The 26,064-nt window shown below is 56.6% G+C and carries 26 protein-coding genes; 15 read left to right on the top strand and 11 right to left on the bottom strand.

Annotated elements, in window-relative coordinates; all coding sequences use genetic code 11:
- Positions 1-17: 17 nt before the first annotated feature.
- On the bottom strand, positions 18-1,202 hold the full coding sequence (locus tag AC2D8P_RS10920) for an alpha/beta hydrolase (RefSeq protein WP_484702688.1): 1,185 nt from the start codon (positions 1,200-1,202) through the stop codon (positions 18-20).
- 131 nt (positions 1,203-1,333) lie between these two features.
- Here AC2D8P_RS10920 and AC2D8P_RS10915 point away from each other — a divergent pair, with 131 nt between their 5' ends.
- Together AC2D8P_RS10915 and AC2D8P_RS10910 are read left to right on the top strand one after the other, a co-directional pair.
- Positions 1,334-1,516: a hypothetical protein gene (locus tag AC2D8P_RS10915; protein WP_484702686.1), complete on the top strand. Its 183-nt coding sequence runs from the start codon at positions 1,334-1,336 to the stop codon at positions 1,514-1,516.
- Positions 1,517-1,573: 57 nt separating this feature from the next.
- The gene (locus AC2D8P_RS10910; protein WP_484702685.1) at positions 1,574-2,194 is read left to right on the top strand and encodes a class I SAM-dependent DNA methyltransferase; all 621 of its coding nucleotides are present in this window, start codon (positions 1,574-1,576) and stop codon (positions 2,192-2,194) included.
- Positions 2,195-2,215: 21 nt separating this feature from the next.
- Here AC2D8P_RS10910 and trpA read toward each other — a convergent pair whose 3' ends face one another.
- Positions 2,216-3,007, bottom strand: coding sequence for a tryptophan synthase subunit alpha (gene trpA, locus AC2D8P_RS10905; protein ID WP_484702683.1), 792 nt, complete (start codon positions 3,005-3,007; stop codon positions 2,216-2,218).
- Between the two features lie 158 nt (positions 3,008-3,165).
- On the opposite strand from trpA, the gene ychF reads away from it, so the two are divergent.
- From ychF to AC2D8P_RS10890, 3 genes are read left to right on the top strand one after another with little or no spacing between them, the layout of a single operon-like run.
- On the top strand, positions 3,166-4,263 hold the full coding sequence (ychF, locus tag AC2D8P_RS10900; protein ID WP_484702681.1) for a redox-regulated ATPase YchF: 1,098 nt from the start codon (positions 3,166-3,168) through the stop codon (positions 4,261-4,263).
- A gap of 9 nt (positions 4,264-4,272) precedes the next feature.
- Positions 4,273-5,190 carry a nucleoside hydrolase gene (locus tag AC2D8P_RS10895; RefSeq protein WP_484702679.1) on the top strand — a complete coding sequence of 306 codons (918 nt, stop codon included), beginning with the start codon at positions 4,273-4,275 and terminating at the stop codon, positions 5,188-5,190.
- Between the two features lie 55 nt (positions 5,191-5,245).
- Positions 5,246-5,860 carry a TetR/AcrR family transcriptional regulator gene (locus AC2D8P_RS10890; protein WP_484702678.1) on the top strand — a complete coding sequence of 205 codons (615 nt, stop codon included), beginning with the start codon at positions 5,246-5,248 and terminating at the stop codon, positions 5,858-5,860.
- Positions 5,861-5,895: 35 nt separating this feature from the next.
- Here AC2D8P_RS10890 and truA read toward each other — a convergent pair whose 3' ends face one another.
- Complete coding sequence (gene truA / locus AC2D8P_RS10885) at positions 5,896-6,666, bottom strand: tRNA pseudouridine(38-40) synthase TruA (protein WP_484702677.1); 771 nt, start codon at positions 6,664-6,666, stop codon at positions 5,896-5,898.
- Between the two features lie 106 nt (positions 6,667-6,772).
- On the opposite strand from truA, the gene AC2D8P_RS10880 reads away from it, so the two are divergent.
- The 3 genes from AC2D8P_RS10880 to AC2D8P_RS10870 are packed head-to-tail and all read left to right on the top strand — an operon-like array spanning position 6,773 to position 9,623.
- Positions 6,773-8,173, top strand: coding sequence for a YcjX family GTP-binding protein (locus tag AC2D8P_RS10880; RefSeq protein WP_484702738.1), 1,401 nt, complete (start codon positions 6,773-6,775; stop codon positions 8,171-8,173).
- Complete coding sequence (locus tag AC2D8P_RS10875; protein ID WP_484702676.1) at positions 8,173-8,616, top strand: GNAT family N-acetyltransferase; 444 nt, start codon at positions 8,173-8,175, stop codon at positions 8,614-8,616. The genes AC2D8P_RS10880 and AC2D8P_RS10875 overlap by 1 nt, the downstream gene beginning before the upstream one ends.
- Entirely contained in the window at positions 8,613-9,623 is a 1,011-nt protein-coding gene (locus tag AC2D8P_RS10870) for a YcjF family protein (RefSeq protein WP_484702675.1), read from the top strand. Before AC2D8P_RS10875 ends, AC2D8P_RS10870 begins: the two co-directional genes overlap by 4 nt.
- A gap of 128 nt (positions 9,624-9,751) precedes the next feature.
- On the opposite strand, the gene AC2D8P_RS10865 is transcribed toward AC2D8P_RS10870, so the two are convergent.
- Positions 9,752-10,948 carry an FAD-dependent oxidoreductase gene (locus AC2D8P_RS10865; protein WP_484702674.1) on the bottom strand — a complete coding sequence of 399 codons (1,197 nt, stop codon included), beginning with the start codon at positions 10,946-10,948 and terminating at the stop codon, positions 9,752-9,754.
- 260 nt (positions 10,949-11,208) lie between these two features.
- On the opposite strand from AC2D8P_RS10865, the gene ileS reads away from it, so the two are divergent.
- Entirely contained in the window at positions 11,209-14,139 is a 2,931-nt protein-coding gene (gene ileS / locus AC2D8P_RS10860; protein ID WP_484702673.1) for an isoleucine--tRNA ligase, read from the top strand.
- Between the two features lie 40 nt (positions 14,140-14,179).
- On the opposite strand, the gene AC2D8P_RS10855 is transcribed toward ileS, so the two are convergent.
- A complete protein-coding gene (locus AC2D8P_RS10855; RefSeq protein ID WP_484702672.1) occupies positions 14,180-14,617 on the bottom strand; it encodes a nuclear transport factor 2 family protein in 438 nt (145 codons plus the stop codon).
- 174 nt (positions 14,618-14,791) lie between these two features.
- Here AC2D8P_RS10855 and AC2D8P_RS10850 point away from each other — a divergent pair, with 174 nt between their 5' ends.
- Positions 14,792-15,247, top strand: coding sequence for a methylated-DNA--[protein]-cysteine S-methyltransferase (locus tag AC2D8P_RS10850; protein ID WP_484702737.1), 456 nt, complete (start codon positions 14,792-14,794; stop codon positions 15,245-15,247).
- A 7-nt stretch (positions 15,248-15,254) separates the two neighbouring features.
- Positions 15,255-16,085, top strand: coding sequence for an EamA family transporter (locus tag AC2D8P_RS10845; RefSeq protein ID WP_484702671.1), 831 nt, complete (start codon positions 15,255-15,257; stop codon positions 16,083-16,085).
- Between the two features lie 41 nt (positions 16,086-16,126).
- Here AC2D8P_RS10845 and AC2D8P_RS10840 read toward each other — a convergent pair whose 3' ends face one another.
- From AC2D8P_RS10840 to AC2D8P_RS10820, 5 genes are all read right to left on the bottom strand, one after another.
- On the bottom strand, positions 16,127-16,825 hold the full coding sequence (locus AC2D8P_RS10840; protein ID WP_484702669.1) for a CDP-alcohol phosphatidyltransferase family protein: 699 nt from the start codon (positions 16,823-16,825) through the stop codon (positions 16,127-16,129).
- A 71-nt stretch (positions 16,826-16,896) separates the two neighbouring features.
- The gene (locus AC2D8P_RS10835; RefSeq protein WP_484702668.1) at positions 16,897-17,838 is read right to left on the bottom strand and encodes a tyrosine recombinase XerC; all 942 of its coding nucleotides are present in this window, start codon (positions 17,836-17,838) and stop codon (positions 16,897-16,899) included.
- On the bottom strand, positions 17,835-18,557 hold the full coding sequence (locus AC2D8P_RS10830; protein WP_484702666.1) for a DUF484 family protein: 723 nt from the start codon (positions 18,555-18,557) through the stop codon (positions 17,835-17,837). The genes AC2D8P_RS10835 and AC2D8P_RS10830 overlap by 4 nt, the downstream gene beginning before the upstream one ends.
- Positions 18,558-18,714: 157 nt before the next feature.
- The gene (locus AC2D8P_RS10825) at positions 18,715-19,374 is read right to left on the bottom strand and encodes an ABC transporter ATP-binding protein (RefSeq protein WP_484702665.1); all 660 of its coding nucleotides are present in this window, start codon (positions 19,372-19,374) and stop codon (positions 18,715-18,717) included.
- Positions 19,375-20,598, bottom strand: coding sequence for a KpsE/RkpR family capsule polysaccharide export protein (locus AC2D8P_RS10820; protein WP_484702664.1), 1,224 nt, complete (start codon positions 20,596-20,598; stop codon positions 19,375-19,377).
- 122 nt (positions 20,599-20,720) lie between these two features.
- Between AC2D8P_RS10820 and AC2D8P_RS10815 the strand changes: the two genes are divergently transcribed.
- The 4 genes from AC2D8P_RS10815 to AC2D8P_RS10800 are packed head-to-tail and all read left to right on the top strand — an operon-like array spanning position 20,721 to position 25,609.
- A complete protein-coding gene (locus tag AC2D8P_RS10815) occupies positions 20,721-21,530 on the top strand; it encodes an ABC transporter permease (RefSeq protein ID WP_484702662.1) in 810 nt (269 codons plus the stop codon).
- Positions 21,523-23,313 carry a glycosyltransferase gene (locus AC2D8P_RS10810; protein ID WP_484702661.1) on the top strand — a complete coding sequence of 597 codons (1,791 nt, stop codon included), beginning with the start codon at positions 21,523-21,525 and terminating at the stop codon, positions 23,311-23,313. The genes AC2D8P_RS10815 and AC2D8P_RS10810 overlap by 8 nt, the downstream gene beginning before the upstream one ends.
- Complete coding sequence (locus AC2D8P_RS10805) at positions 23,310-24,572, top strand: glycosyltransferase family 4 protein (protein WP_484702660.1); 1,263 nt, start codon at positions 23,310-23,312, stop codon at positions 24,570-24,572. Before AC2D8P_RS10810 ends, AC2D8P_RS10805 begins: the two co-directional genes overlap by 4 nt.
- On the top strand, positions 24,569-25,609 hold the full coding sequence (locus tag AC2D8P_RS10800; protein ID WP_484702659.1) for a hypothetical protein: 1,041 nt from the start codon (positions 24,569-24,571) through the stop codon (positions 25,607-25,609). The genes AC2D8P_RS10805 and AC2D8P_RS10800 overlap by 4 nt, the downstream gene beginning before the upstream one ends.
- On the opposite strand, the gene AC2D8P_RS10795 is transcribed toward AC2D8P_RS10800, so the two are convergent.
- Positions 25,606-26,064, bottom strand: a complete 459-nt coding sequence (locus AC2D8P_RS10795; protein ID WP_484702658.1) for a hypothetical protein — start codon at positions 26,062-26,064, stop codon at positions 25,606-25,608. The two genes, AC2D8P_RS10800 and AC2D8P_RS10795, sit on opposite strands and share 4 nt — an antisense overlap.

Raw genomic sequence — 26,064 nt, 5'->3', positions numbered from 1 at the left:
GCAATAGCAACGCCGTATTACCTGCCGTGTACAAACTCCGTGATCCCGGAAATCAGTTTTTCGAAATCGGGTTCATGCGCGAACATCATGTGATTTGGACTGTTCAGCATCTCGAACGTTGCATCTGGGATGGCATTGGCCAGCAGGTGTCCTTCGGAAATTGGGGCGACGCTGTCACGGTCGCTGTGGATCACCAGGGTTGGTACAGTGACCTGTGTCAGTAAGTGCGCAACGTTCAGGTCATCAAACAACGACCGGAAACGGGCAATGTTTTCTGCCGGGCCGCATTGACGCTGAAACTCGTTGAACCATTGCATTTGCGCCTGTGTGGCATCGGGCATGAAAAGCGTGGTCAGGGTCTGGCGGATGGCGGGGTTTTCATTGCCCCAACTGTTTCGGATCAGACTGACCAATGCGTCACTTTGCGCATGATCGGCGGGGTTGTCCCGTTGTTTGCGCCCGCGCGCATAACCGCCATTCAGGATCAGGTGCGAGACCCGATCTGGATGACGGATAGCATAGGCGATGGAGACCGACGCCCCTTGGGACATGCCCAGAATGGCAACTTTATCAAAGCCGTAAGCATCCATGACCACTTCCATGTCATCGACCATCGGCTCAAAATCCAGTGCCAGATCGTGCCATTGCGACAGGCCATTGCCACGTTGGTCATAGCGGATGACCTGAAATCGATCCGAGAGATGGCGCAGGTAATCCCCATAAGAGGGGCTGTCCCAGTCCAGTTCCAGATGGGTCATCCAACTTCCGGAAAACAGAAGCGGATAACCCTTGCCAGAGATCGCATGGGCGATCTTGGCCCCGTCATGCGAGCTGCAATAGTTTACTTCCGGCATCGGATCAGGCTTGCGGCGCCCTGGAGAGGAGTTTGGCAAAGCGCTGTCCGCCCTAGCCGCAACAGGGCCAATCAGGCGAAATCCCTGTCGCCCGACCGTTTCAATATATCGTGGCGCACGGGCGTCATCGCCAAGGGCACGGCGCAATTCGTGGATATATTCACGCACCAGATCTGGGCTGACATGAATATCACCCCAGACTTCGTCCAGAATTTGCGCACGAGGGACGACCTGACTTGAGTGTTGGATCAAACAGGCCAGAACGGCGGCAGATTTTGGGGTCAGCCGTGCCGTGGCAGAGCCCGACGACAGGGTTCCGTCCGTCTGATCCAATACCCAATGCGTCACGCCATTTCCCCTTGGACTACGCAGAGATTCAACGATCCACCCACGTTATGTCAATGGATTGATCTGGGTTGGGTCGGATAGCCTGAATAGCAAGGGGCCGCGAATACGGTTATTGCTTTAGGAATTACGACATGGTCAAGGTGAAATCAAAACAGGTCGAAGAGGCCGTGCAAGTTTTGGCGGTTCTTCGTAATCGGTTGGAACATGAAATCTGTCAGGCCCTGATGGTGGAAAACACGCGGCTGGCAGAACGGCTGAACCATCATCTGGTCGAGTCGAAAAAGGCGGCAACATTGCTAACGGCGGCGTCCTGATTGAGGCGACCATGCATCGATCTTTGGGATTGAACCAAGAGAGGCTGGAGATCTGATATGACCGAGAGCTTAGACCACGTTTATGGCGCAGAAGACGCGGATGCGATCCGGCAGACTTATCAGGATTGGGCCAGCAATTATGATGCCGAAAATATCTCTGGCGGGTTTCGCCTGCCGCAACTGGGGGCGGCATTCGTTGCACGCCATGTGGCCTCGGGTGCTGGACAAATCCTGGATGCCGGCTGTGGTACAGGCCTGGTCGGAGAGGCGATGTCTATTCTGGGGTACACCCAGATCATCGGAACCGACATCTCCCCGGCCATGATGGCGCGTGCGGAAACTCTGGGTGTATATGCGCGGTTTTACGAACATGATTTAGGCCAGCCCTTGCCGGAGCCAGATGAAAGCTACGCCGCAGTTACATGTTTCGGCTCGCTTGGACCGGGTCATGCACCATCCAATTGTCTTGAAGAGTTTGCGCGTGTCACACGCCCGGGTGGGCATGTCATCCTGAATGTGCGGCCGGAAACCTATGAGGAACAGGGGCATAAGGCCAAGATTGATTCCCTGACAGGGGATGGAAGGTGGCGGGAGGTTGAGCATTCACCCATCTTCCGCCCCTATCTTTTGTCAGAGCCGGATCTGGGCGCTCAGATTTTTGTGTTTCAGGTGACGTAGGGCAATCGGCTCTTGACCAGATTACGCCCGATGCGCCCCGTCTGACAGAGATTTGACAAAGCTCAACACATCCCCCACAGGGCGACCTTCGCCGATTTGCTTGACGATGGCTGATCCCACAACAGCCCCATCAGCGATGCTTGCGATGGCTTGTGATTTTTCCGGCGTGTTGATGCCAAAGCCCACGATCACGGGCAGATCAGTCGCGGATTTGATCCGTGCAACTTCGGGGCCGACATCACCGGCTTCGGCCTCTGCCGCGCCAGTGATCCCGGTGATCGAGACGTAATAGACAAAGCCCGAGGTGTTTTGAAGCACTTTGGGTAGGCGTCTGTCATCGGTGGTGGGTGTGGCGAGGCGGATGAAGTTTAGTCCCGCTTTTTGCGCCGGGATGCACAGTTCTTCGTCTTCCTCCGGTGGCAGGTCAACGATAATCAGACCATCGATGCCGGCGGCTTTGGCCTCTTCCAAAAACCGCTCCACCCCACGGCTGTAGATTGGGTTGTAGTATCCCATCAGCACAATCGGGGTGGTATCATCGGTCTTGCGAAATTCGGTCGCCAGTTCCAGAGTGCGTGGCAAGGTCATGCCAGCCTCTAACGCGCGCTGTCCGGCCAGCTGGATCGTCGGGCCATCGGCCATCGGATCGGTAAACGGAAGACCCAGTTCGATTACATCAACTCCGGCACCCGGCAGGCCCTTGACCAGCTTCAGTGACGTGTCGAAATCCGGATCCCCTGCCATGACATAGGCGACAAAGGCCTTTTTGCCCTGTGAATTCAGATCGGCGAATTTGGCGTTGATACGAGTCATGGGCATCCCTTTGGGTAGAGTATGTCCCGATGTGCAGAAACTTTACGGGAAAATCAATGCCTGCAGTGTGGATTGTCGTTGATTGCTGACCTTGCGCCTAGGCGCGTCCCGGCATAGAAGCTGCGCGATTGTTGGGCTGTATGTGACAGGAGCGCGAGATGGGTTTCAAAATGGGGATTGTCGGATTGCCGAATGTGGGCAAATCGACCTTGTTCAACGCATTGACAAAAACCGCCGCGGCACAGGCGGCAAACTTCCCGTTTTGCACGATTGAACCCAATGTGGGCGAGGTCGCTGTTCCAGATGCTCGGTTGCATACATTGGCAGAGATCGCCAAATCAAAGCAGACCATCCCGACGCGGATGACCTTTGTCGATATCGCAGGTCTGGTGAAGGGCGCATCCAAAGGCGAGGGGCTGGGCAACCAGTTTTTGGCCAACATTCGCGAGGTCGATGCCATCGCCCATGTGTTGCGCTGCTTTGAAGATGGTGACGTGACCCATGTCGACGGCCGCGTGGATCCGGTGGCGGATGCCGAAACCATCGAGACTGAACTGATGCTGGCCGATCTGGAATCCATCGAAAAGCGCTTGCAAAATCTGGTGCGCAAATTGAAGGGCGGCGACAAGGAAGCCAAAGATCAGGATCGTTTGCTGCGCGAGGCAAAGGCTGTGCTGGAAGAGGGGCGCCCCGCCCGTGTGGTCGAGGTTGCCGAGGATGACAAGAAGACCTGGAAGGGTTTGCAACTCTTGACCACCAAGCCAATCCTCTATGTCTGTAATGTAGATGAAGGATCAGCAGCAGAAGGCAATGAGCATTCCGCCAAAGTGGTCGAAATGGCCGCAAAACAGGGCGCTGCACATGTGGTAATCTCTGCCCAAATCGAAGAGGAAATCAGCCAGCTGGATGATGAAGAGGCCGAAATGTTTCTGGGCGAAATGGGGCTGGAAGAAGCGGGTTTGGATCGCCTGATCAAAGCGGGTTATGATCTGTTGCACCTGCAAACCTATTTTACCGTCGGCCCGAAAGAAGCGCGTGCCTGGACCATTCGGCAGGGCATGTTGGCCCCGCAAGCCGCCGGTGTGATCCATACGGATTTTGAACGTGGATTTATCCGGGCTGAAACCATCGCCTATGATGATTTTGTCGCCAATAATGGCGAACAGGGATCAAAAGAGGCCGGCAAAATGCGGGTGGAGGGCAAAAGCTATCTGGTCAAAGATGGTGACGTTTTGCACTTCCTCTTCAACGCCTGATATCTAGCCATGGTAAAACTGATCATAGATACCGATCCGGGCATTGACGATGCAATGGCGATTTTTCACGCTGCCGTGTCACCTGATATCGAGATTTTGGGCCTGACCACGATTTTTGGTAATGTGACGGTTGAAACCGCCACGCGCAACGCGTTGCGATTGATCGAGGCAGCCGGGTTGGATATCCCGGTGGCGCAGGGCGCGGCGCAGCCAATGGCGCTGCCACCGATTACGCCATCCACCCATGTGCATGGGGAAGAGGGGTTCGGTGATATTCCGGCTGAAACCCCCAAAGGCCAGCCAATCGATGAATCTGCAGCGGAATTTCTGATCCGCATGGCGCGTGAACACGCAGGCGATCTTGTGCTGTGTCCCGTCGGCCCCCTGACCAATATTGCGCAGGCGATCCAGATGGATCTAGAGTTTGTCCGCAATGTCGCGCGGATCGTGATCATGGGCGGCGGAATCAAAGGCGGCAATGTCACCGAATTTGCCGAGGCCAATATCTATCACGATCCCCATTCGGCAGAGGTGCTCTTTGCCTCTGGTGCAAGGGTCGAGATGATTGGTCTGGACGTCACGCATGAAATTCTTTGTACGGCTGATGATTTTGATGCGCTTGCTGTGTCGGCCCCTGATCTGGGTGGAATGCTGAAGGAAATGAGTATTTTCTACCTGCATTTTTATGAAACCGTTGGCAAGTTTGACGGATGCAGTCTGCATGATCCTGCCGCGGTGATTGCCTGTGAGCGGCCCGATTTGTTTGGTTATGATCACGTGCCGGTGCGGGTTGTTTGTGATGGCCCGGAAATCGGGCGAACCGTGGTTGACCCCGCCTCCGACAGACCTTTGGCAAAAGTCGCGATGCGGGTTGATGCAGATGCGGTCAAAAATCACTTCATGACCATGATTTCACGGCTGAATTGATCCTGCAAAGCGCACTGCCCTTGCCCTGCAGCCTGTCAGATCGTAGGGAATGATCATGACAGAAAAACCCAAAGGTTGGCGTGGATCGGCAGAGCTGTGGCTGAACGCGGCGTATGACATTCTGATCCGGCAAGGCATTGATGCAGTACGCGTGCAGCCGCTGGCCCGTGCCGTGGGAATGTCGCGACCAAGTTTTTACTGGCATTTCGCGGATCGTCAGGCGTTGCTGGATGCACTGATTGACAAGTGGCAGCAGAAAAACACTGCAAATTTGATCGCACAAACCGAAAAAACAGCACAGACCATAGAGGCCGCAATATTCCATTTGTTTGATTGCTGGCTGGATGATGATCTTTTTGATGCCAAGCTGGATTTTGCCATCCGTAGCTGGGCCAAGGCGGATGACGATCTGATGAAGCAGGTCAGGGCGTCGGATCTGAAACGTATGGATGCCTTGGCCGCTATGTATGTGCGGTTCGGGTATGACCCAGAGGCTGCCTATGCACGCGGCTCTACTGTGTATTTTGTTCAGGTTGGCTACATTTCGATGATGCTGGAAGAGCCGAAAAACCTTCGGATCGAACGAATGCCGGACTATGTTGAGACATTTACCGGCACTTATCCGACGCAAGCAGAGATCGAGACGTTTCGCGCACGTCATGTATCGTGATTTGATCGCGGACGTGTCTGCACAAAACGAAGCGACTATTCGGTGAACGGATTGTCAGGATAGCTGACGCCACACAGATACAAACCTTGCGGTGGGCAGACCGGTCCGCAGGCGGCGCGATTGCGAGCCTCTAGCGCGGCGGTGACATCATCGGCCGACCAACTGCCAGCGCCAACACGTTCGAGCGTGCCGACAATGCTGCGAACTTGGTTGTGCAGAAAACTACGCGCACGCAGGTGAAACCGGTGCTCTGTCCCGTGGGGAATGTTGATCCGTTCGATCCTGATCTCATCCAGTGATTTCACCGGAGAGGCGGATTGGCACATCACCGATCGGAAGGTGGTGAAATCATGAAGGCCGATCAAGCGTTGAGCGGCGTCCTGCATTCTGTCCGTGTCCAGCGGGTGGGCGACTTGCCAGACGAGGCCATGATCGTGGGTGACAGGGGCGCGGCGGCTGATCAGGCGAAACAGATAGCGTCGTTCCGTGGCGGAAAACCGGGCGTGAAAGTCATCAGGCACGCGCGCGGCCTCGATAATTGCAATGGGGTTGGGGCGCAGGTGATAGTTCAGAGCACCAGCCAGCTTGAACGGATCCCAGTCCTTTTCCACATCGCAATGTGCAACCTGTGCCGTGGCGTGAACGCCCGCATCTGTCCGCCCGGCGGCGGCAATGGATCCGGTTTCGGGTTCCAGTATTCGCAGTGCCTCCTCGACCGCCTGCTGTACAGACGGGTGTTCGCGCTGCCGTTGCCAGCCGGAGAAGGGCGCACCGTGATATTCGATTTTAAGCGCAAATCTGGGCATGCGACCCGATAGCGCGATGCACGGGCTTTTGCAATGCGGGCTGGTACATGCGTCTGTGCATGCCTATCTTTGCGGAAAGAATGTGAAAGGGTTCCGAGTGCCGATAATGGGTGATTTGGCTGATCTGGTTTTACGTCAGACAGAACGGATGGGGGACGGGGTGAGTGCCCTGTTTGAGCCCACTATCCGGCTGGGCGTAACCGGTTTGTCACGAGCCGGAAAAACGGTGTTTATCACATCCCTCGTTGCCAATCTGCTGGATCGCGGGCGTATGGGTGCCCTTGATCCGTCAGGCCGGATCACGGCGGCCTATCTGCAACCACAGCCGGACGATACGGTACCCCGGTTTGACTATGAAACCCATCTGGCGGCACTGACGGGACGAAAACCGCATTGGCCGGAAAGCACACGATCAGTCAGTCAATTGCGATTGTCATTGCGTGTGCAGCCATCCGGTGTTCTGTCGGGACTCTCTGGCGCGCGAACGGTTCATGTGGACATCGTCGATTATCCCGGGGAATGGCTGCTTGATCTGGCACTCATGGACCAGAGCTATGGGCAATGGTGCGAAAATGTACTGCGCAGTTTGGCGTTGCGAAAAGGCGCAGAGCCTTATCTGCAGGTCGTACAAGGCATTGATAGTGGCGTAAAATTTGAGGAAGCCGCTGCACAGAAACTCTCGAAGCTTTACACAGAACACCTGCATGTTGCGCGGGCGCAGGGCTATTCAAATTGCGGGCCTGGCCGGTTTCTTTTGCCGGGTGATCTGGAAGGTGCGCCAGTGGTCAGCTTTGCGCCATTGCAGCGCCCGGCCAAGGTCAACCGCCAATCCCTGTGGCGGGAAATGGAGCGCCGCTATGACGCCTACAAGGCCCAGGTGGTAAAGCCATTTTTCCGTAATCATTTTGCGCGCATTGATCGACAGATTGTATTGGCCGACGTTTTAGGGGCCATCCATGATGGACCGGCGGCCGTGGCCGATATGCGCGAGGCGATGGCGGGTATTTTGAAAGCCTTTCGCCCGGGGCAAAACAGCTGGCTTGGTCAATTGCTGCGCGGACGTCGCATTGACCGGATCCTATTTGCGGCAACCAAAGCTGATCATCTGCATCACAGCCAGCATCCTCGATTAGTGGCGATTGCCCGCACCCTGTTGCGAGAGGCAGCCGACCGTGCCCAGTTTCAGGGTGCAGAGGTTGAGGCGATGGCCCTAGCGTCGTTCCGCGCAACTGTTGAAGAGTGGCGCGATCGTGATGGGGAACGACTGGGATGCGTGCGCGGCAATCGGCTGGATGGAGGTGGTCAGGCTGTTTATTACCCCGGCAACTTGCCCAAGGACCCGCGCGAGATTTTCGATCAAACCCAAGACCGCGGTTCATCGTGGCTGCAGGCCGATTATCAGGTGATGCGATTTTTGCCCCCTGTTCTGTCATTGGCCCAAGGCGATGGCCCGCCCCATATCCGATTGGATCATGCGGCCAGATTTTTGTTGGGGGATCGGCTTTGATGTGGTGCGTTGAAGATGCAAGCCTGATCCAATCTGAGGACATCGCATCCATTCTGCACGGCTGGAATCTCTCAACCCACTGGATGCCAAAGCTGCACAGTCTTGAGGAAACAGTCGATTTCGCCCGGTTGATGATTGGCAAAGGGTGGGTCCGGGTGGTTCAAGATGAACAAGTGCGCGGTTTTATTGCGTGTGATGGGGCGATGATCCATTCGCTCTATGTTGCGGATGGGGCGCGTGGGCGTGGTGTTGGGTCGGCGTTGATCGGTGATGCACAGGCTGCGCGGGTTGATCTGACCTTGTGGGTGTTTGAAAAGAACCTGCCAGCACAGGCGTTTTATCATCAACACGGGTTTGTAGAGGCGGAGCGATCAGATGGATCGGGCAATGATGAAAAGCTGCCAGATATCCGATATATCTGGCAGGCGAGGGCGACAAGATGACTGAGCCTAAGGGCCCGATAATATTTGATATTTCCGATGATGAGGTGATGCCGTCGCCAGCGGATGCACCGGTTGTGGAAGAGGTTTTGGCGCGACCTGAAGGGCGGGGAATGCGCAGCGCGATCACGCTTGCATCGCGCAGGCCTTCGGTGCTGCTTCGGTTCTTTCTGACTGCCATTGTCGGGCTGATATCGCTCTCGGTGTCCATGTGGGCTTGGGACTTTGTGACCGGATTGTTGGCGCGGAATGCACTGCTGGGCTATCTGTCACTGGGGCTAAGCGGGGTGATTGTGCTGTGCATTGGGATCTATGGGCTGAAAGAACTGGCTGGCCTGTCCAGAATGCGGCGTCTGGATCGGCTGAAGGATCGCGCGATGACTGTGCGCGCGGCGAATGATTTGCCCGCAACGCAAGGCGTTGTTCGCGAAATCGATACGCTCTACCGGGACCGAAAGGATCTGACATGGGGGCGTCAGCGTTGGCGCGAACTATCAGATGACTGTATGGACGCAGACTCTTTGTTATCTCTTTTTGAACAAGAGGTTATGACGCCGCTGGATCGGGCTGCGGAGGATGAGGTCAAAGCAGCCGCCCGACAAGTCGCAACGGTTACGGCGATCGTACCGCTGGCTTTGGCCGATTTGGCGGCAGCGTTGATCGCCAATTTGCGCATGATCCGGCGGATTGCGGAAATCTATGGCGGTCGGGCCGGGCCTTTGGGAAACTGGCGGCTGACACGCACGGTACTGGGGCATCTGGTGGCCACAGGGGCCGTGGCCGTGGGTGATGACCTGATCAGCTCTGTCGCGGGGGGCGGTTTGGTGTCAAAGATTTCAAGGCGTTTTGGCGAGGGTGTCGTCAATGGCGCCCTGACCGCTCGGGTGGGTATCGCGGCGATAGAGGTCTGCCGCCCACTGCCCTTTGTTGCGCGCAAGCGGCCCTCTGTAACGGGGTTGGTCAAGGGCGCGTTAACCGGGATTTTCAGTGGCGGTGGAGCGTCGGTGTAACGTCGGCATTACGTCGGTATTGGAAATGGGATTGCGATACAGGTTAACGTTGGTGGCTGATCGGATGTTCGCCTTTTGGAGTTTCGACCGAAACCTCAAGGATTAGGTGTGCAATCTGTGTCCTAGGCTTAGCCGGCCTGGCGGCCTTTAATCGGCGATACCAGATCGCCACAGACTATCCGTGACAGAATGGATTGTGCGATCGGCAGGGTGGTCAGGGGCGTTAGGATGCGATCGCGTATCCGCGGCAGGTGGCGGCTGTCAGATTGATAGAGCGGTGTGAACAAAAAGCTCATCATTTGATAGATCCATAGGTGTCGTTTGCGGAGGGAATGGTATAGCACCTGCGCATCGGGGATGGAGACGGAGTTTTCCAGAGCCAATGACAGGGCATAAGCATCCAAAAGCGCCATATTGGCCCCTTGGCCCAGTTGTGGGCTGGCACGGTGGGCGGCATCACCAATATGGATCAATCCCCTGCGATAAGGCTTGCGCAGGTGACCATGGCTGTAGATGGCGGGAGTCATTTGATCATGATCGTCGATCTCGTCCAGAAAATCCGCGAAGTCCGGCCAAATCTCAATCGCCTCTCCCTGCCAATGTGAAAGGTAACCTTGTTTCCATCCATCGATGTTGCCGCGAGGCAGAGACCAGAATATCGCGGTTTTTTCACCTGCCTCGTCTGGGATCTGGCCGATAGGTAACACGCCCAGCATCTTGTTTGATGCACGGTAGCATTGGCTAAGTTGGTCCTTGGGCAAGGTGGTGTCTGTCGGCCAGTTGACGGTACCCCATAGGGCTCCAAAGGAAACGGCGCGAGATTTTAGCGGAGACAGCGGGGAATTTGCACCTGTGGCATCAATGATCAGGTCAAATGGCTGGCTTTGACTGCCATCCTCAAAATTCAACCTGCGCTTTTTATCCTTGGTGACTCTTGCAATCTGGTGGTCGGATTGAATCTGAGCCCCTGACGTTTGTGCGGCCCGCATCAGGCAATGAAATAGGGCGGCGCGGTGAATGGCCAGCCCATATCGGCCAGACTTGCTGCCGCGGTCATAGTCAACTGACAAAACCTTCCGTCCATGGTTGGCCTCATACCCTGACAGACGATTGATGCGATTCCCGAATGCCCTGGCCTGATCGCCCGCGCCGACCAGATCCAGAACCGCCTGCCCAACGGGCTGAATCACCAAACCCGAGCCGAGAGGCCGGGGTGTTTCGAACTGATCGTAAATGGTTACCGAATGTCCCGCGTCGGCCATGGCGGACCCGGCACACAATCCACCAATCCCGGCCCCCGCAATGCCGATTTCCAACTGTTGCATTCGTACTCTTTCACCACCCAACGATCAGAGTGTAGCGGCTTTGTCACTTGGGGCGAAGGCGGCATTTTATCCCGTCTGGCCATGTGCTCTGGACGCCACGATTTCCCCGGCTTATAAGGCGGATCATGATGACCCGCAGCGCGATCATTATTCGAATTATATGCCCGGCGCTCTGACGTTTGAGCCGCCGGGTCAAGGCGTATGGGCTGCCGCGCCGATCCTTTTTGAACAATCTGATCCCCCTTTCAAGGACCACGATGATGTGTGCCGAGACGCCTGACTACAAAGACACTCTGAACCTGCCGAAAACCGATTTTCCGATGCGCGCGGGACTGCCGAAACGCGAGCCTGAATGGCTGAGCCGTTGGTCCGAGATCGGTATTTATGATCGCCTGCGCGAACGGGCCGAGGGGCGCGACAGTTTCACCCTCCATGACGGCCCGCCCTATGCCAACGGGCATCTGCATATCGGCCACGCGCTGAATAAGATCCTGAAGGACATGGTCGTGCGGTCGCAACAGATGATGGGCAAGGACGCGCGTTATATCCCTGGCTGGGATTGCCACGGTCTGCCGATTGAGTGGAAGATTGAGGAACAATACCGCAAGAAGGGCCGCAACAAGGACGAGGTTAACGTCGTCGATTTCCGTCAGGAATGCCGGAAGTTCGCTGAGGGCTGGATTGATATCCAGCGCGAGGAATTCAAGCGCCTTGGCGTGACCGGCAAGTGGGAGCGCCCCTATCTGACCATGGACTTCCATGCCGAGCGGGTGATTGCCGAGGAATTTATGAAGTTCCTGATGACCGGGACGCTCTATCAGGGGTCGAAACCTGTGATGTGGTCGCCGGTCGAAAAGACCGCGCTGGCCGAGGCAGAGATCGAGTATCACGATCACAAGAGTCATACGATTTGGGTTCCGTTTAAAGTCACGATGGCCGTTGAAGACATTGAACCGGCGGTGTCGGCACCCGAGCCGCTTATAGGTGCGCGTGTTGTCATCTGGACCACCACCCCCTGGACCATCCCCTCGAACAAGGCCGTGGCTTATAACCCGTTGATCTCATACGGGCTGTATCGCGTTGATACGACCGAAGACGAAAGCTGGACCAAGCCGGGTGATCTATATCTGTTTGCCGATGCATTGGCCGAGGATGCGTTGGGTAAATCGCGCGTGACCAAGTTTACTCGTGTTCGCGATGTAAAAGCATCGGCCTTTCGAAGCATGACCCTCGCTCACCCCTTCCACGGCCTCGACGGGGCGGATGGCTTCTGGGATTACGAGGTGCCGATGATCGACGGGGAGCATGTCACCGATGATGCGGGCACGGGCTTTGTGCATACCGCGCCCAGCCACGGTGCTGATGACTATGAGGCGTTTGTGAAACGCAACTGGATCGACCGGATGACCCATAATGTGGGCGAGGAATCCGAGTTTCTGCCGCATGTGCCATTCTTTGCAGGTCTGCAGGTCTTTGACCGCAAGGGCAAGGAAGGCAAGGCCAACAACGCTGTCATCACCAAACTGGTGGAGGCCGGGGGGATCATCGCCCGGGGCCGCGTGACCCACAGCTATCCGCATTCATGGCGCTCTAAAGCGCCGGTCATTTTCCGCAACACGCCGCAGTGGTTTGCGGCCATCGACCGCGCGGTTGGCGACTGGCAGGATGACTATGGCACCACGATCCGCGAGCGGGCGTTACGGTCGATTGACGAGCTGGTGACATGGACGCCGAAAACTGGGCGCAATCGCCTGTATTCGATGATCGAGGCGCGGCCGGATTGGGTGCTAAGCCGCCAGCGTGCCTGGGGCGTGCCGCTGACATGTTTTACCAAGAAAGGTGCGCTGCCAACTGATCCCGATTTCCTGTTGCGTGATCCAGCTGTCAACGCTCGGATTGTTGAGGCGTTTGAGGCCGAGGGCGCAGATGTCTGGTATGTGGACGGGGCCAAGGAACGGTTCCTCGGCAATGACTACAACGCGGATGACTATGATCAGGTTTTTGACATTCTGGATGTGTGGTTTGATTCCGGGTCCACCCATGCATTTGTCCTTCGCGACCGTGAAGATGGGTCTGCGGATGGTCTTGCCGATCTGTATCTGGAAGGCACCGACCAACACCGCGGCTGGTTCCATTCATCCATGCTGCAATCTTGTGGCACCCGTGGCCGTGCGCCTTATCGGGGCGTTCTGACCCACGGCTTTACGCTGGATGGCAAGGGCAACAAGATGTCCAAGTCGCTGGGCAACACCATCGCGCCAGAGCAGGTTGTCAAACAATACGGCGCTGATATCCTGCGCCTATGGGTGGCCCAGTCGGATTACACGTCGGATCTGCGCATCGGCGACGAAATCCTGAAAGGTGTGGCCGACAGCTATCGCCGCCTACGCAACACCATGCGGTTTATGTTGGGATCATTGGCGCAGTTCTCGGACGCTGACCGGGTGGATCCTGCGGATATGCCGGAACTGGAGCGCTGGGTTCTGCATCGTCTGGCAGAGCTGGATCACACGGTTCGGACAGGCTATGCCAAGTATGATTTTCAGGGTGTTTTCCAGGCGATCTTCACCTTTGCCACGGTGGATTTGTCGAGCTTTTATTTCGATATCCGCAAGGACGCGCTCTATTGCGATGGTGACAATGAACGCCGCCGGGCGGCGCGCACGGTTCTGGATATCCTTTATCACCGCCTGACCGCGTGGTTGGCCCCGATCCTGACCTTCACAATGGAAGAGGTCTGGCTGGAACGGAACCCGGGCGAGGGTAGCTCGATCCACCTGACCGACATGCCCGAAACCCCTGCCGATTGGCTGGATGAACCGCTGGCCGCGAAATGGGCCGCGATCCGCCGTGTGCGCCGGGTGGTGACCGCCGCGTTGGAGGTGCAGCGCACGGATAAGGTGATCGGCGCGTCATTGGAAGCCGCCCCTGTCGTACATGTGCGCGATGCGGAGACGTTGGCTGCGTTGAAAACGGTGGATTTCGAGGATGTGTGCATCACCTCTGACGTGATCCTGAGCGGCGATCCGAGCCCGGCAGAGGCCTTCCGCCTGCCAGAGGTCGAGGGCGTCGGTGTGGTGTTTGAAAAAGCCGAGGGCAAAAAATGCCAGCGCTGCTGGAAAATTCTGCCTGATGTTGGCACGCACAGCCACTCTGGAACCTGCGGTCGTTGTAGCGCGGCATTGGGTTAAGAAATCAAAAGGTCGGATCGATTTGATCCGGCCTTTTCGTTTATTTCGGTGTGATTTTTCCAGCGATGGTCTGATAGGCAATCTTGCCATCATCGATGACCAAAGTATCGGATGCGACCTCGTAGTGATTGTCTGCGGTTTCTGCCGTCCAGACGATATAGGCGACGGGTCCGTCCACCTGCATGTTCAGCATTTCAAATGTCATGCCGGGTTTGCCAAATTCATCAAACAGGGCCTGAAACAAAGGTTCGATCTCTGCATGGCCGGTCATCCGTAGGCCATTGAAGAATATGACCGACTCGTCGGTATAATCCGACAGGATGCGTTCCATATCGGCCGTCCCGAAGGCCGCTAAATGATTGTCCAACACGGCTTGTGTGGTTTCGGTGTCGTGGGCGGCAGCGGCGAAGGGCAGCATAAGGGCGAGCGAACCCGCCAACACGGTGTTGCGAATAGAATGGTGCAAATTGAAACTCATCAGAATTACCCCGAAGTTGTGATCTTGATCGTGCGAATGATCAGAGGTTTACCATACCGTAAACACTGAAATTCATCAAATGCAGCACGCGGTTAGGTGAGTTCGCAAATTTTGCACAAGAACCGGGCCGCGATCCGGGTTGTGGCGGCGAACAATCCCGGCCATGGTCGGGCCATGAATATCGGTGTGACAGAGACCTTAATAGGGCGGCTTGGACTGGTCGAAGAGGACGGCCGGATCACCCGTTTGTTGTGGGATGCCGAGGCCTCTGGCGACATGACGGATGTGCTGGTCGAAGGGGCGCGTCAATTGGAACGTTATTTTGTCGGAACGTTGGAGGTTTTTGATCTGCCATTGCAGGTCAATGGGTCGGAGTTTCAACAGCAGGTTTGTGATGCAATGTCGGCCATCCCCTTTGGCGAAACCCGGACCTATGGCGATCTGGCCCGTGAATTGGGTGTACCAGCGCAAGCTGTGGGTGGAGCCTGTGGCGGCAATCCGATCCCGGTGATCATCCCGTGTCACAGGGTTTTGGGGGCCAATGGACTGGGCGGGTTTTCCGGGGCTGGCGGAGTCGAGATGAAAGTGACATTGCTGCGTCACGAAGGGGCAGCAGGTTTGTTGATATGAGGCAGCCATGAGTATTGGGGTCTTTCTGGCGGTATTGTTCGCGGCCTTTCTGCACGCCAGCTGGAACGCCATTGTTAAGACCGGCGGGAACCGGTTTCAGGCGATGTTCATGATGTCGACAGCGCAAGGGCTGATGGGGCTGGTGATGCTGTGCTTCTTCCCCTTGCCAAAGGCTGAAGTGTGGTTTTGGCTGATCGCCTCTGGCCTGATCCATTCAGCCTATAAATTCTTTCTGACCTCGGCCTATGAACATGGGGATCTGAGCCGGGTCTATCCGATTGCCCGGGGGGCGGCGCCGATGATCGTTCTGGTCGTTGGGGGGCTATTCCTGGCAGATGAGCTGGCGGTGATGGATTATCTTGGCGTCATTGCCATCGGGTGCGGGATTATCCTGATGGCGCGCGGAATATTTACCAACGGCGAGTCGCAACGCATGCTGCCCTGGGCGCTGGCCTCTGCCTGCGCGACGGCGGGCTATTCGCTGGTTGATGGGGTGGGCGCGCGCATCGGTGGGGATGCTGGCCAGTTTGTGGCCTGGATGTTTGCCATCGATGGTGTGATTTTCGCCCTGGTATATTTTTCCCGGGGCGGGGTGATGCCGCGCAAATTGTCCGAATGGGGGCGGGGAACGCTGGCGGGTGGGGCCTCGCTTGGCGCGTATTGGATTGCGGTCTGGGCGATGATCGTGGCCCCGATAGCATTGGTCACGGCCTTGCGCGAAACCTCGATCCTGTTTGCGGTGCTTTTAGGGGTGTTTTTGTTTGGGGAGCGTCTGGATCGGGGCAAGGCGATATCTGCCGCGATGATCGTGATGGGTGTGATCCTGACGCGGGTGTGAACTTCGCGCGCCTATGTTCAGGGCGCGTGTGCGAACAGGTGTTATTCGCCCTGTTGTTCCGGTACCATCTGCTGCACAATTCCCACCAGCATCAGATAGCAAGAGCTGACCACCAATCCCCATAGCGCCCAACTTTCGGGATTGAAGTTCACCCAGGCCGCCCAAGCGGCGAACCCAGTCCACGCGATGGCGATGGGCAATGACAAGCCGCGCCAGCGTTCAGTGCGCACAGGGTGAATAAATTTCAATGGCAGGAACATCGACACCGCCACGGCACAGACGATAAACAGCATCACCCAGTGATTCATCGGCACGGCAAAAAGAACCAGCACCAGCATGTTCCAGCATCCGGGGAAGCCGGAAAAGGAATTATCCTTTGTTTTCATCCGCGTATCGGCAAAGTAAAGCGCGCTGGCATAGGTGATCACAATGATCGCCAGCCAGCCGGTCCAGCCGGTCAGAAGCCCCGATTTAAAGAGCGCATAGGCGGGCACGAACACATAAGTCAGATAATCGATGATCAGATCCAGCAACACGCCATCATAGATCGGGGCGTTTTTCTTGACATGATATCTGCGGGCCAGGGGACCATCGATACCGTCAACGGCAAAGGCCACCACCAGCCACAGGAACATCAGGCTCCAGTTGGCCTCGACAGCGGCGAGCATGGCCAAAATGGCGAACACGGCTCCGCTCGCGGTCAAAAGGTGAACGGAATAAGCTTTCATCTGATCGGTCATGGCAGGGTCATGACGGATAATCGGGCAAAGTGCAAACACTCATGCAAAGGGTGCTGCCAATTTGTTGACCCTCAGTCCGACCCACGCGTTTGGGCGCGGGGATGGGCCTTGTCATAGACCTGCATCAGATGCGTTTCGTCCACTGCGGTATAGATCTGGGTGGTTGACAGGCTGGCATGTCCCAACAAATCCTGAATAGCGCGCAGATCACCGCCTGCATTCAGCAAGTGCGTGGCGAAGCTGTGGCGCAGTGCATGGGGCGTCGCGGTTTTGGGAAGCCCCAGCATCAGACGCACCTGTTCCATGGTTTTCTGAACCTGCCGCGGGGCCAAGCGCCGCCCCCGGACACCGCGAAAGAGCGGGCCCTCGAGTTGCGGGGCAAAAGGCATCAGGGTGACATAGCGGTCGACGGCAGATCGGGCGGGCGCGATCACCGGGACCAGACGGGTTTTGCCGCCCTTGCCGGTAATGCGCATGACCTCTGGCAGGGGGGCGTCAGATTGATTAAGCGCCAGCGCCTCTGACACCCGAAGCCCGCAGCCATAAAGCAGGGTCAGAACCGCAATATCGCGGGCGGCGACCCAGTCGGTGGTGGCCATATCGCCTGCGGTATCGATCAGTTGAGAGGCTGCTGATACATCCAGCGGCCGGGGCAGTCGTGCCGGTGTTTTTGGGGTGCGAACAGATAGAACAGCCGTTGCATCAAACCCGTCGCGTTCTGACAGCCAGCCGTAGAAATTTTTCACCGCCGACAGTGACCGCGCCAAAGTCCGGGCCGACACGCCGCGTGCGCGTTCATGAGCCATCCAGGCCCGCATATCGGCGACGCGCAGCGTTCTAAGTGGGCCGAGCCCGGTTTCCCCGCCCAAGTGATTTGCCATGAAGTTGAGATGCGCCGTCAGATCCGCGCGGTAGGCCTCTACCGTGTTGTCGGCAAGATTGCGCAAGGCCTTGCAGGTCTGAAGCCAATCCTCCAGCGCGTCGCGAACCGCTGGGGATAAGGCCAGTGTCATGTCAGCCAGCGCCGCATGGTGCGTTCAAAGACGGAAGCAAAAAACACCAACAGATCGGTGCCGTGGCTGGGATGAAACTTGTTCGGGTCCTCAGACCCCATGACCAGCATCCCGGGCAGACGGCCATTGCCCAGATCCAGATAAAGTACGGCCTCTGATCGCATATCAGCGGCCTTGTTACCAAAGATCAGCGCGTCATCAGGATGGATCTGGCGCAGGATAACAGAACGGCGCACAGACCCGCGCCCCCCGGTCATATAGGCTTTGGCAAATCCGGGTTCGGCCACGCTAAGCACATCGGATAGGCGCTGGACGACAGGATCATCCTCTGACTGGACGCTTTCCAATACCAGACGCAGGCAATCGACGCGCAAAATCTCTGCCACATCGGCACCCAGATTGTGCAGGAAGCTTTCAAATGTGACCGGATCTAGCATACGCAATATGGCGCGATGCACCTGATTCATGCCTGCCAGATTTTCATAGGCGGCAGCCACGACAGAGCGGTGCGTGTCTTCCAAACGGCCCAGCCGCATTTCCATCCGATCCAGCGCCACACTGCGCAGATCGACGATGTTGTCGGCCGGACCCACGGCCGGAGTTGTCGTCAGAATGCGCATGATTTCGGGGTCTTCTAACACCAGTTCAGGATTGTTCAGAATGGTGCCGCGCAGCACTGCCTGCTGCTGATCATCGTCCTGTGAAACGTGTTTTTCCACTTCACTGCCCTTTTTTTCTTTTCGCAGCTTTTATAGGGATTATGCCTGCGAATTGCCCCATGTTATGTGCGATTGTAGGGAAATCCGGCAGATGCTGCAACTGTCGTGCAACAGATGGAGAGCGGGAAAATGCAATAAACCGGAGCCTGACCGTGCCTTACCCAGCCTTCATGATATCCTGATGATGACGGATCGCGTCCTCGATACCATCATGCCAGACAAGTGTTCCATTTTCCAAAACCACACCGGCCTGACACAGGTTGCGCAGCAATCCCAGACCATGGGACACAACGATCGCCCCGCTGTTGCGCAGGCGATCGCGGAGGATCGTCTCGCTCTTGGTGCGGAAGTTTGCATCGCCCACGCTGGTCACCTCGTCAATCAGATAGGTATCAAATCCGATGCCCATGGAGATGCCAAAGGCAAGCCGGGATCGCATGCCGGAGGAATAGGTTCGGAACGGCAGATGAAAATGACCACCAAGTTCGGCAAACCCGGCAACAAAGGCACAGAGCTGGTCGACGTCGACGCCATAGATGCGGGCCACAAACCGTGTGTTCTGCGCCCCGGTTAGATCCGGGTGAAAGCTGCCCGCAAAGCCCACCGGCCAAGACACGGACCCATCGCTGGTGATCCGTCCGCCATCTGGCCGCATGGTGCCAGATATCATGCGCAGCAGGCTGGATTTTCCGGCCCCGTTGCGCCCCAAAAGCGCCACCGCCATCCCGGTGGGAAAGGTGATGTTGATGTGATCGGCCACGGGTTTTTGCACACCCTGAACCGTGTAAAATTTTGATAGATTGATCAGTTGGATCATCTAGCGCCGGTCCTGCATGCTGTAATAGATCAGGGACAGAACCGACCAGATCAGCAACAAAAAGCCCGCAATGATCGCTGTCAGGATGATGCGTTCCGGATATTGGGCAGTGCTGGGCAGAGTTGGTTGCATATAGGTTGCCAGATAGCGGCTTTGCCGTCGGGAGTCTGCCAGCGCCATATCCAGCGCTGCGAGCGCGACGGTGTAGGCCTCTTCGGCATAGCGGCGATCCACCGCCAATCTTTCATATTCCGCGATAAGCATCGCATAGGCCTGCCCGCCCTCGGTACTGGCATCAGAGCTGAATTTGTTGCGCTCATCTGAAATGCGCGCTTCGATCACCTTGATCCGGCGTTGTGCCTGATCCAGACGCGTATCGCCGGTCCGCGTGACCTCTAGCAACAAGTCATGATCGATCAACGCCTCGGTTAATTGCTGCTGTAATGTGCCGAGTATTCCCATTTGTCCGTTTATATCGGCCTCTGGGTCAACGATCTGGGTGCGCATGCGAAATGCGGTCATCGCCTCGCGTGCGGTTTTCAATCGCTCAATGGACAGGTCCAGTTCGTGCCGCGCAAGTCGGGTCGTATCCTGGCGCGCGATGGCCGACAGTTCGTTGATAATGCGACTGCTTTCGCCCAAAACGGCGGTGGCGATATTGCGGGCATCCGCTGCTGCAAAGGCCAGAACCCTAAGCTCAATCAGCCCGGTGCCCTGATCATAGGAAATCCTGACCATCCGGTTCCAGTAATCCTGAAGATCCTCCGATGATCCATCGGGGTCGAACCGAAAGACAAGGTCTGTTTCTGGCTCCGACCAGATGCGATGCAGATCAAGCTGACGGTCTACGATTGCCACCATTTCCGGGCTTTGGATGTATTCATAGAGAATATCGGTGTCAGAGCTGGAACTGGCTGAAAACCCAACGAAACCGCCAACAAAATCCATGGGATTGGCGGCCTCTTCCTGTCGTACCACAAACCCCACGCGAGAGGCGAACTGATCTGCCGCGAAATAGGTCAGATACAGTGCCGCCATCATAGTGGGCAGGATGACCATTGCTATGAAGCTGATTATCAGGCCCCAGCGTATCGATCTGCGCGTGGGCAACGGCGGCGGCAAAACCTGCACGGATGCTAATTTGGGGGCTGACGCCGGTTCAGGCGCCAATTTTTCGGCAGGCAATGCAGCGGGCCTTGGAGAGGTGGTCAAGTCAGAGGACATGGGTTCACATTTGTTATGGAGCTTAAGGCCCCGGCGGCCCCAGTTTGACCCTCTCTGGTTAACCCCATGTAAACCAAGACAAGTTTAATCGGAAGGAACGCTGACCACCTGTAGGGGGCCGAATGACCGCTGTTTCGGGCAATACCATAACCTTACCCTTGCCACCCCGTCGCGGCAGTGGATGCCGGACGGTTGCAGCCCTGATGCTGCGGGAAATGGCGACCAGTTATGGGCGGTCGCCGGGGGGATATGCCTGGGCTGTTTTGGAACCTGTTGCAGCGATAGCGCTGTCTTCGGTGGTGCTGTCGCTGGCCCTTCACGCGCCGTCACTGGGGACGAGTTTTCCGCTATTTTATGCCACCGGGTATCTGCCCTTTATGATGTTTTTTGATCTGGCGGGGAAAACGGCGATGTCGATCCGGTTTTCGCGGCCATTGCTGGCCTATCCACGGGTGAATTTTGTTGATGCTATTTTGGCCAGGTTCGTTCTGAACTTGCTGACGCATCTGGTGGTGTTTTGCGCCGTTCTATCCGGGATTTTCATGTTCTCAGAAACCTCTGCAGTGCTGGATATTCCCCATATATTGCATGCCCTTGCCATGGCCGGGGGGGTGGCGATCGGGATTGGCGTGACAAACTGCTTTCTGATGAGCTTTTACCCGGTATGGGAACGGATCTGGCAAATTTTGACTCGCCCGCTGTTTTTGATTTCGGGGATCTTTTTCCTGTATGAGGATTTGCCGGGTCAGGCGCAGGATGTCATGTGGTACAACCCACTGCTGCATATTCTGGGCGAGATGCGCCGCGGATTTTATCCGGTCTACGACGGCCCCTATATCAGCCCGTCTTACGTCTGGGCGATCAGTCTGATCGGGCTTGGATTTGGTCTAATGTTGTTGCGACGCCATATTCTGGTGATCCTGAATGACTGATCCCTGCACCCCGCCGCCTGAAACCGGTCGCCCTGATCTTGTGTTGGCGGACTGCCAGCAGCGCCCGGTGTCAATCGGCGACAGGCCCGGCCTGTTCAAGGTAGACGCGGCGGTGCAGATCGGCGGGCTGGTTGTTGCGGCGGGGTGGAGTACATATGCAAATCTGACACTGAATTTGTCAGCAGATGGGGCAAACACCTGTTTGAATTTGTGCCGTTTGGCGCGGGATGATGTGCCAGCGGGAGAGGTGGAGTTCCCGGGCTTTGTCTTTATTGCTGCCGCACCTGAACCACCTGATACTCTGTTGATCGTCCAGAATGATCCTGAGGGGGAGCCGTACCACCTACCGCTCGACTATGATGACCGAGTGCCACTGCACGCACAGCGGCTGATCAATGACGGCGTCTTTGCGCTGTTAAGTTCTTTGCCGATTGGATCGGACCAATGGCGCCGATTAATCGGCCTGATGCCGGATCATCCCCAGCCGGACAGGCAACAGATCGGGATGATCGACCTTGCCGCCATGCGGCGGGGGTTGGGATATTGCAGCGGTTGGGAAAGCCACGCCCCGGGTGCGATGGTTTGGGTGCAGGATAACAAGGGCAGGTGTTGGGATATCAATCACGGTTTTCGGTGGTGTCGAGAAGATGTGGCCTCTGCCGTTGTCGAATTGGGGGATGTCGGTGCGAAGACCGGGTTTGCCTGTGTGCTGCGCGCCGACCACGCCTTACAGGCGTTGCGCTTGTGCGCTTGCGGACCTTTCGGAAAAACGATGGGTGCGCCTGTTGAGGTAGAGCTGTTGCCTGCGGAACCAAAGGCGGTTTTGCGTCAATTGATGGAAATCCCCACGCCTTGGAGCATGTTTCCAGAACGATGCCGGCATGTGGATTGGCCCTTGCTCGGGGCATCTCTTGCACGACAGCAGGCGACTTGGATGGATGCCGAGGTCACCAAGCTCGCGTTTGGGTCGCAGGTGTCCGAGCCACGGGTTTCTGTGATCGTTCCGGTTTATGGCCGGTTGGACCTGATTGAACATCAGCTATTGGAGTTTCATACGGACCCGGATTTTTCACGGCAGGCAGAGCTGATCTATGTGATCGATGACCCGGCCCTGATTGGTGAGATGTATCGTTTGGCACCGCATCTGCATGACTTGTTAGGGGTTCCGTTCCAATGGATCAGTGCCGGGCAAAATCGGGGATTTTCCGGGGCCAACAATCTGGGGGCAGAGGTGGCAGAGGCGGACAAGCTGATCTTTGTGAACAGCGACGTATTCCCGCTTCGGCCCGGATGGATTGATGACATGGTGGCGGCGTTGGACGAACGCCCGGATGTCGGGCTTGTGGGTCCCCGTCTGCACTTTCCTGATGGCACGCTGCAACACGCGGGGATGGTACCCCATTGGCAGGCGCCGCTGGGGCTGTGGACCAATCGGCATCCGCTGATGGGGATGGATGCGGCCTTTGATCCAGCGCAGGATCCAACTTGCGTACCGCTTTTGACCGGCGCTTGTCTTGCAATGCGTCGATGTGATTTCGAACGTGTCGGGGGGTGGGATAGTGGCTATCTGATCGGTGATTTCGAAGATTCCGATCTGTGCCTGAAACTGCGAGAGATTGGATTGCGTTCTCTTTACCTCCCCAAGACCGAACTGTTGCACCTAGAGCGGCAATCCTTTGGGTTGGAAACGGATTGCGACCAACGCCGGGCGACGACCATGCTGAATGCGGTTCGCTACAATATGCGTTGGGGTGCCACGTTGGATCGGATGGCTGAAGTATGACAGGGCAACGCATCTTGGTGATGGCGCATGGTCATCCGGATATACGACGCGGCGGTGGAGAGATTGCAGCCTATAACCTGTTTCAGACCTACCGGCAGCACGCAGATGTCAACGCGGCCTGGTTTTTGGCGGCAACGGATCATGGCACCGGGGCCAGCGGGCGCATCAGTCGCCACCGGACGGCAGAGTATCTGTGGGACCAACATCTTGCAGATCTGTTCTGGATGAAGGCGGCCAATTGGTCAGAAATTTCGGGTTATTTCGCAGAGCTGTTGGAACAGTTGAAGCCCACAATCGTTCATACGCATCATTATTTTCAGTTCGGGTTGGAATATCTGCGTGCCATAAAACGGGTCGATCCGAGCATCAGAACCGTTCTGACCCTGCATGAGTACATGGCGATCTGCCCCAATCAAGGCTTGATGCTTGCCCCCAAACGCAATGAACGATGTCGCGACGGTAGCTATGAAACACATCAACGTTGTGCCCCGGGCCGTTCGGCAGAGGAAATGTGGCTGCGCAAGCACCGGTTTGAACGCTACTTCGACCATGTCGATCACTTCATCGCGCCGTCAGAGTTTTTGCGGCAGCGATATGTTGAATGGGGCCTCGCCCCGGAACGGATCAGCCTGTTGGAAAATGGACAACCCCAAACCATTCCAGAGCCGCCCCGAGGGGTTGTCGAGGGGGAGCCGCGCAACCGGTTCGGATATTTCGGCCAGATCAACCCCTTTAAGGGGCTGGATGTGTTGTTGGCGGGCCTGTCATCCCTGCCCAAAAAGACACGACGGAAATTGCGGTTGGAGGTGCATGGCGCAAACTTGGAATTTCAGCCCCGAGAGTATCGGGAGCGGATCAGCGCCTTGGCCGCCCCACTGATTGCTGAAGGGGTGGTTCGCGATTGTGGGCCTTATGATCCATCTGAACTGGTGGTCCGAATGCGGGGGGTGGATTGGGTGATGGTACCATCGGTCTGGTATGAGAATTCACCCTTGGTCATCCAGGAGGCCTTCGCCCACGGCCGCCCTGTTATCGCATCCAACATTGGCGGAATGGCAGAGAAGGTCGCACATGGGGCGAACGGATTGACACTGCCCCCGGGGGACAGTGCGTGCTGGGCCGAAACGATGGGGCAGGTTGCGGGTGATACGGGCTTGTGGGCGCGGTTGAGGGATGGATTGCCGGTGCCGCTGAGTGTTGGGGCGAGCGCCGCGCAGCATCTGGATCTGTTCAAGCAGGTGAGAGCAGGGGTGATATGACGAGATTTCCTAAGCTTCTGGTGCATATTGGCCCGGGCAAAACCGGGTCAACATCGATCCAGCGTATGCTGTCGGCGGAGCAGGAAAAGCTGCGCGACAGGGGTGTTGTCTGGCTGGGTATGATGTTGGAACACTGCCCGAACCAGCCACAATATGACTGGCAAAGCGGCCTGCAACCGGCCCTGCTGTTCGAAGGGATCGCCCCCGATGCGGCCAGTGATCAGATTTACCGGGCACTGAGGCAAGGGCTGGAACATCTGTCCACTATGCCCGTGCGCTACGCGGTTTGGAGCCACGAAGCGATTTTCACCCGCAAGCAGGGCGTGGGCGACGCGTTAAAGCGTTTGCAGGACGACGGGGTGGATATTCACATCCTGTGTTATCTGCGTCGGCATGATCACTGGGCGAAAAGTGCCTATGCCCAGTGGGGGATCAAACACAAAACCTACCCCGGCCCGGTCATGCCATTTTCAGATTGGGTGCAAAAACGCCCGGTGCGGTTTGCGCAGACTCTGCGGTACTGGCAGGAGGAATTTGGGCAATCTCTGGATTTGCGAAATTTTGACCAGACGGCGGATGTCACGGCGGATGTTGCGGATATTCTGGGTGTTGCTGGATGTGCTGGGACACGGGTTTACGAAACCCCATCCACAGAAACATTGGCGGCCTGGGCGATTTACAACTCACAATTTGTCCAACCCGTACTGCCCGCGCGATTTCAGCGATTGTTGAGCTTGACACAACCAGCAAACGGGACTGCGCCCCTTTCGGAATGCGATCGCCTATTTGCGACCGATGCTGATCTTGAAATGGTCTTGGAAGATGCCGCAGAGGATCTGAGTTTTGTCAATTCCATTCTGCGCGAGAAGGGCCAACCAGAGTTTGACACTGACCAGGCGGCGGTGCGCCAGCATATCCCATCAGAGTGGGAAATGATTCAGTTTCTGGCCAGAAGTGTCTTTGCCTTGCAAGAGCAGGCGTTGCGCCTGCGTCACCGCATTGATGTGTTGGAGCAAGGGGATTTGGGAAGGGATTAGTAGCGTAGCCCGTCGTTCACCCATGATGTCAATCGGGCAGGCGTGATCGGATTGCCGTCGGGGTCTTTCAATCCGCGAATGGTCAAGTCGTTCGAAATTTCCGGCAATCGTGCACGGGCTGATATGGCGGCCTCGGCCATGTCCTTGACGCCAGAGATTTGAATGCCCCTTTTCACCATGGATTCGTTGAAACTGGTCCCTAGCCGGTTTTCTGCCCATTCGATATCTTTGCCCTTCTGATTCAGGGTTGCAGAAAGAAGCTCATTGGAAAATTCAAGCCTAGGCCCAGTTAGGTTTGCCAAGGCATTTGAAATCTCTTGCGCAAGTTGTAATCCCGCCGCCCCCAATAGGCGTAGGTGGCCGGAACGGTGGATCGCCCACAAAATCGCGACTGCGTCCAGACAAAGCGCCCGATTGTGCTGTTGTGAACCGCACCATGCCTGATCGATCCCCAA

This window comes from Roseovarius sp. YIN77, from assembly GCF_057219155.1.
This window is presented reverse-complemented; position numbering and strand designations above follow the sequence as displayed.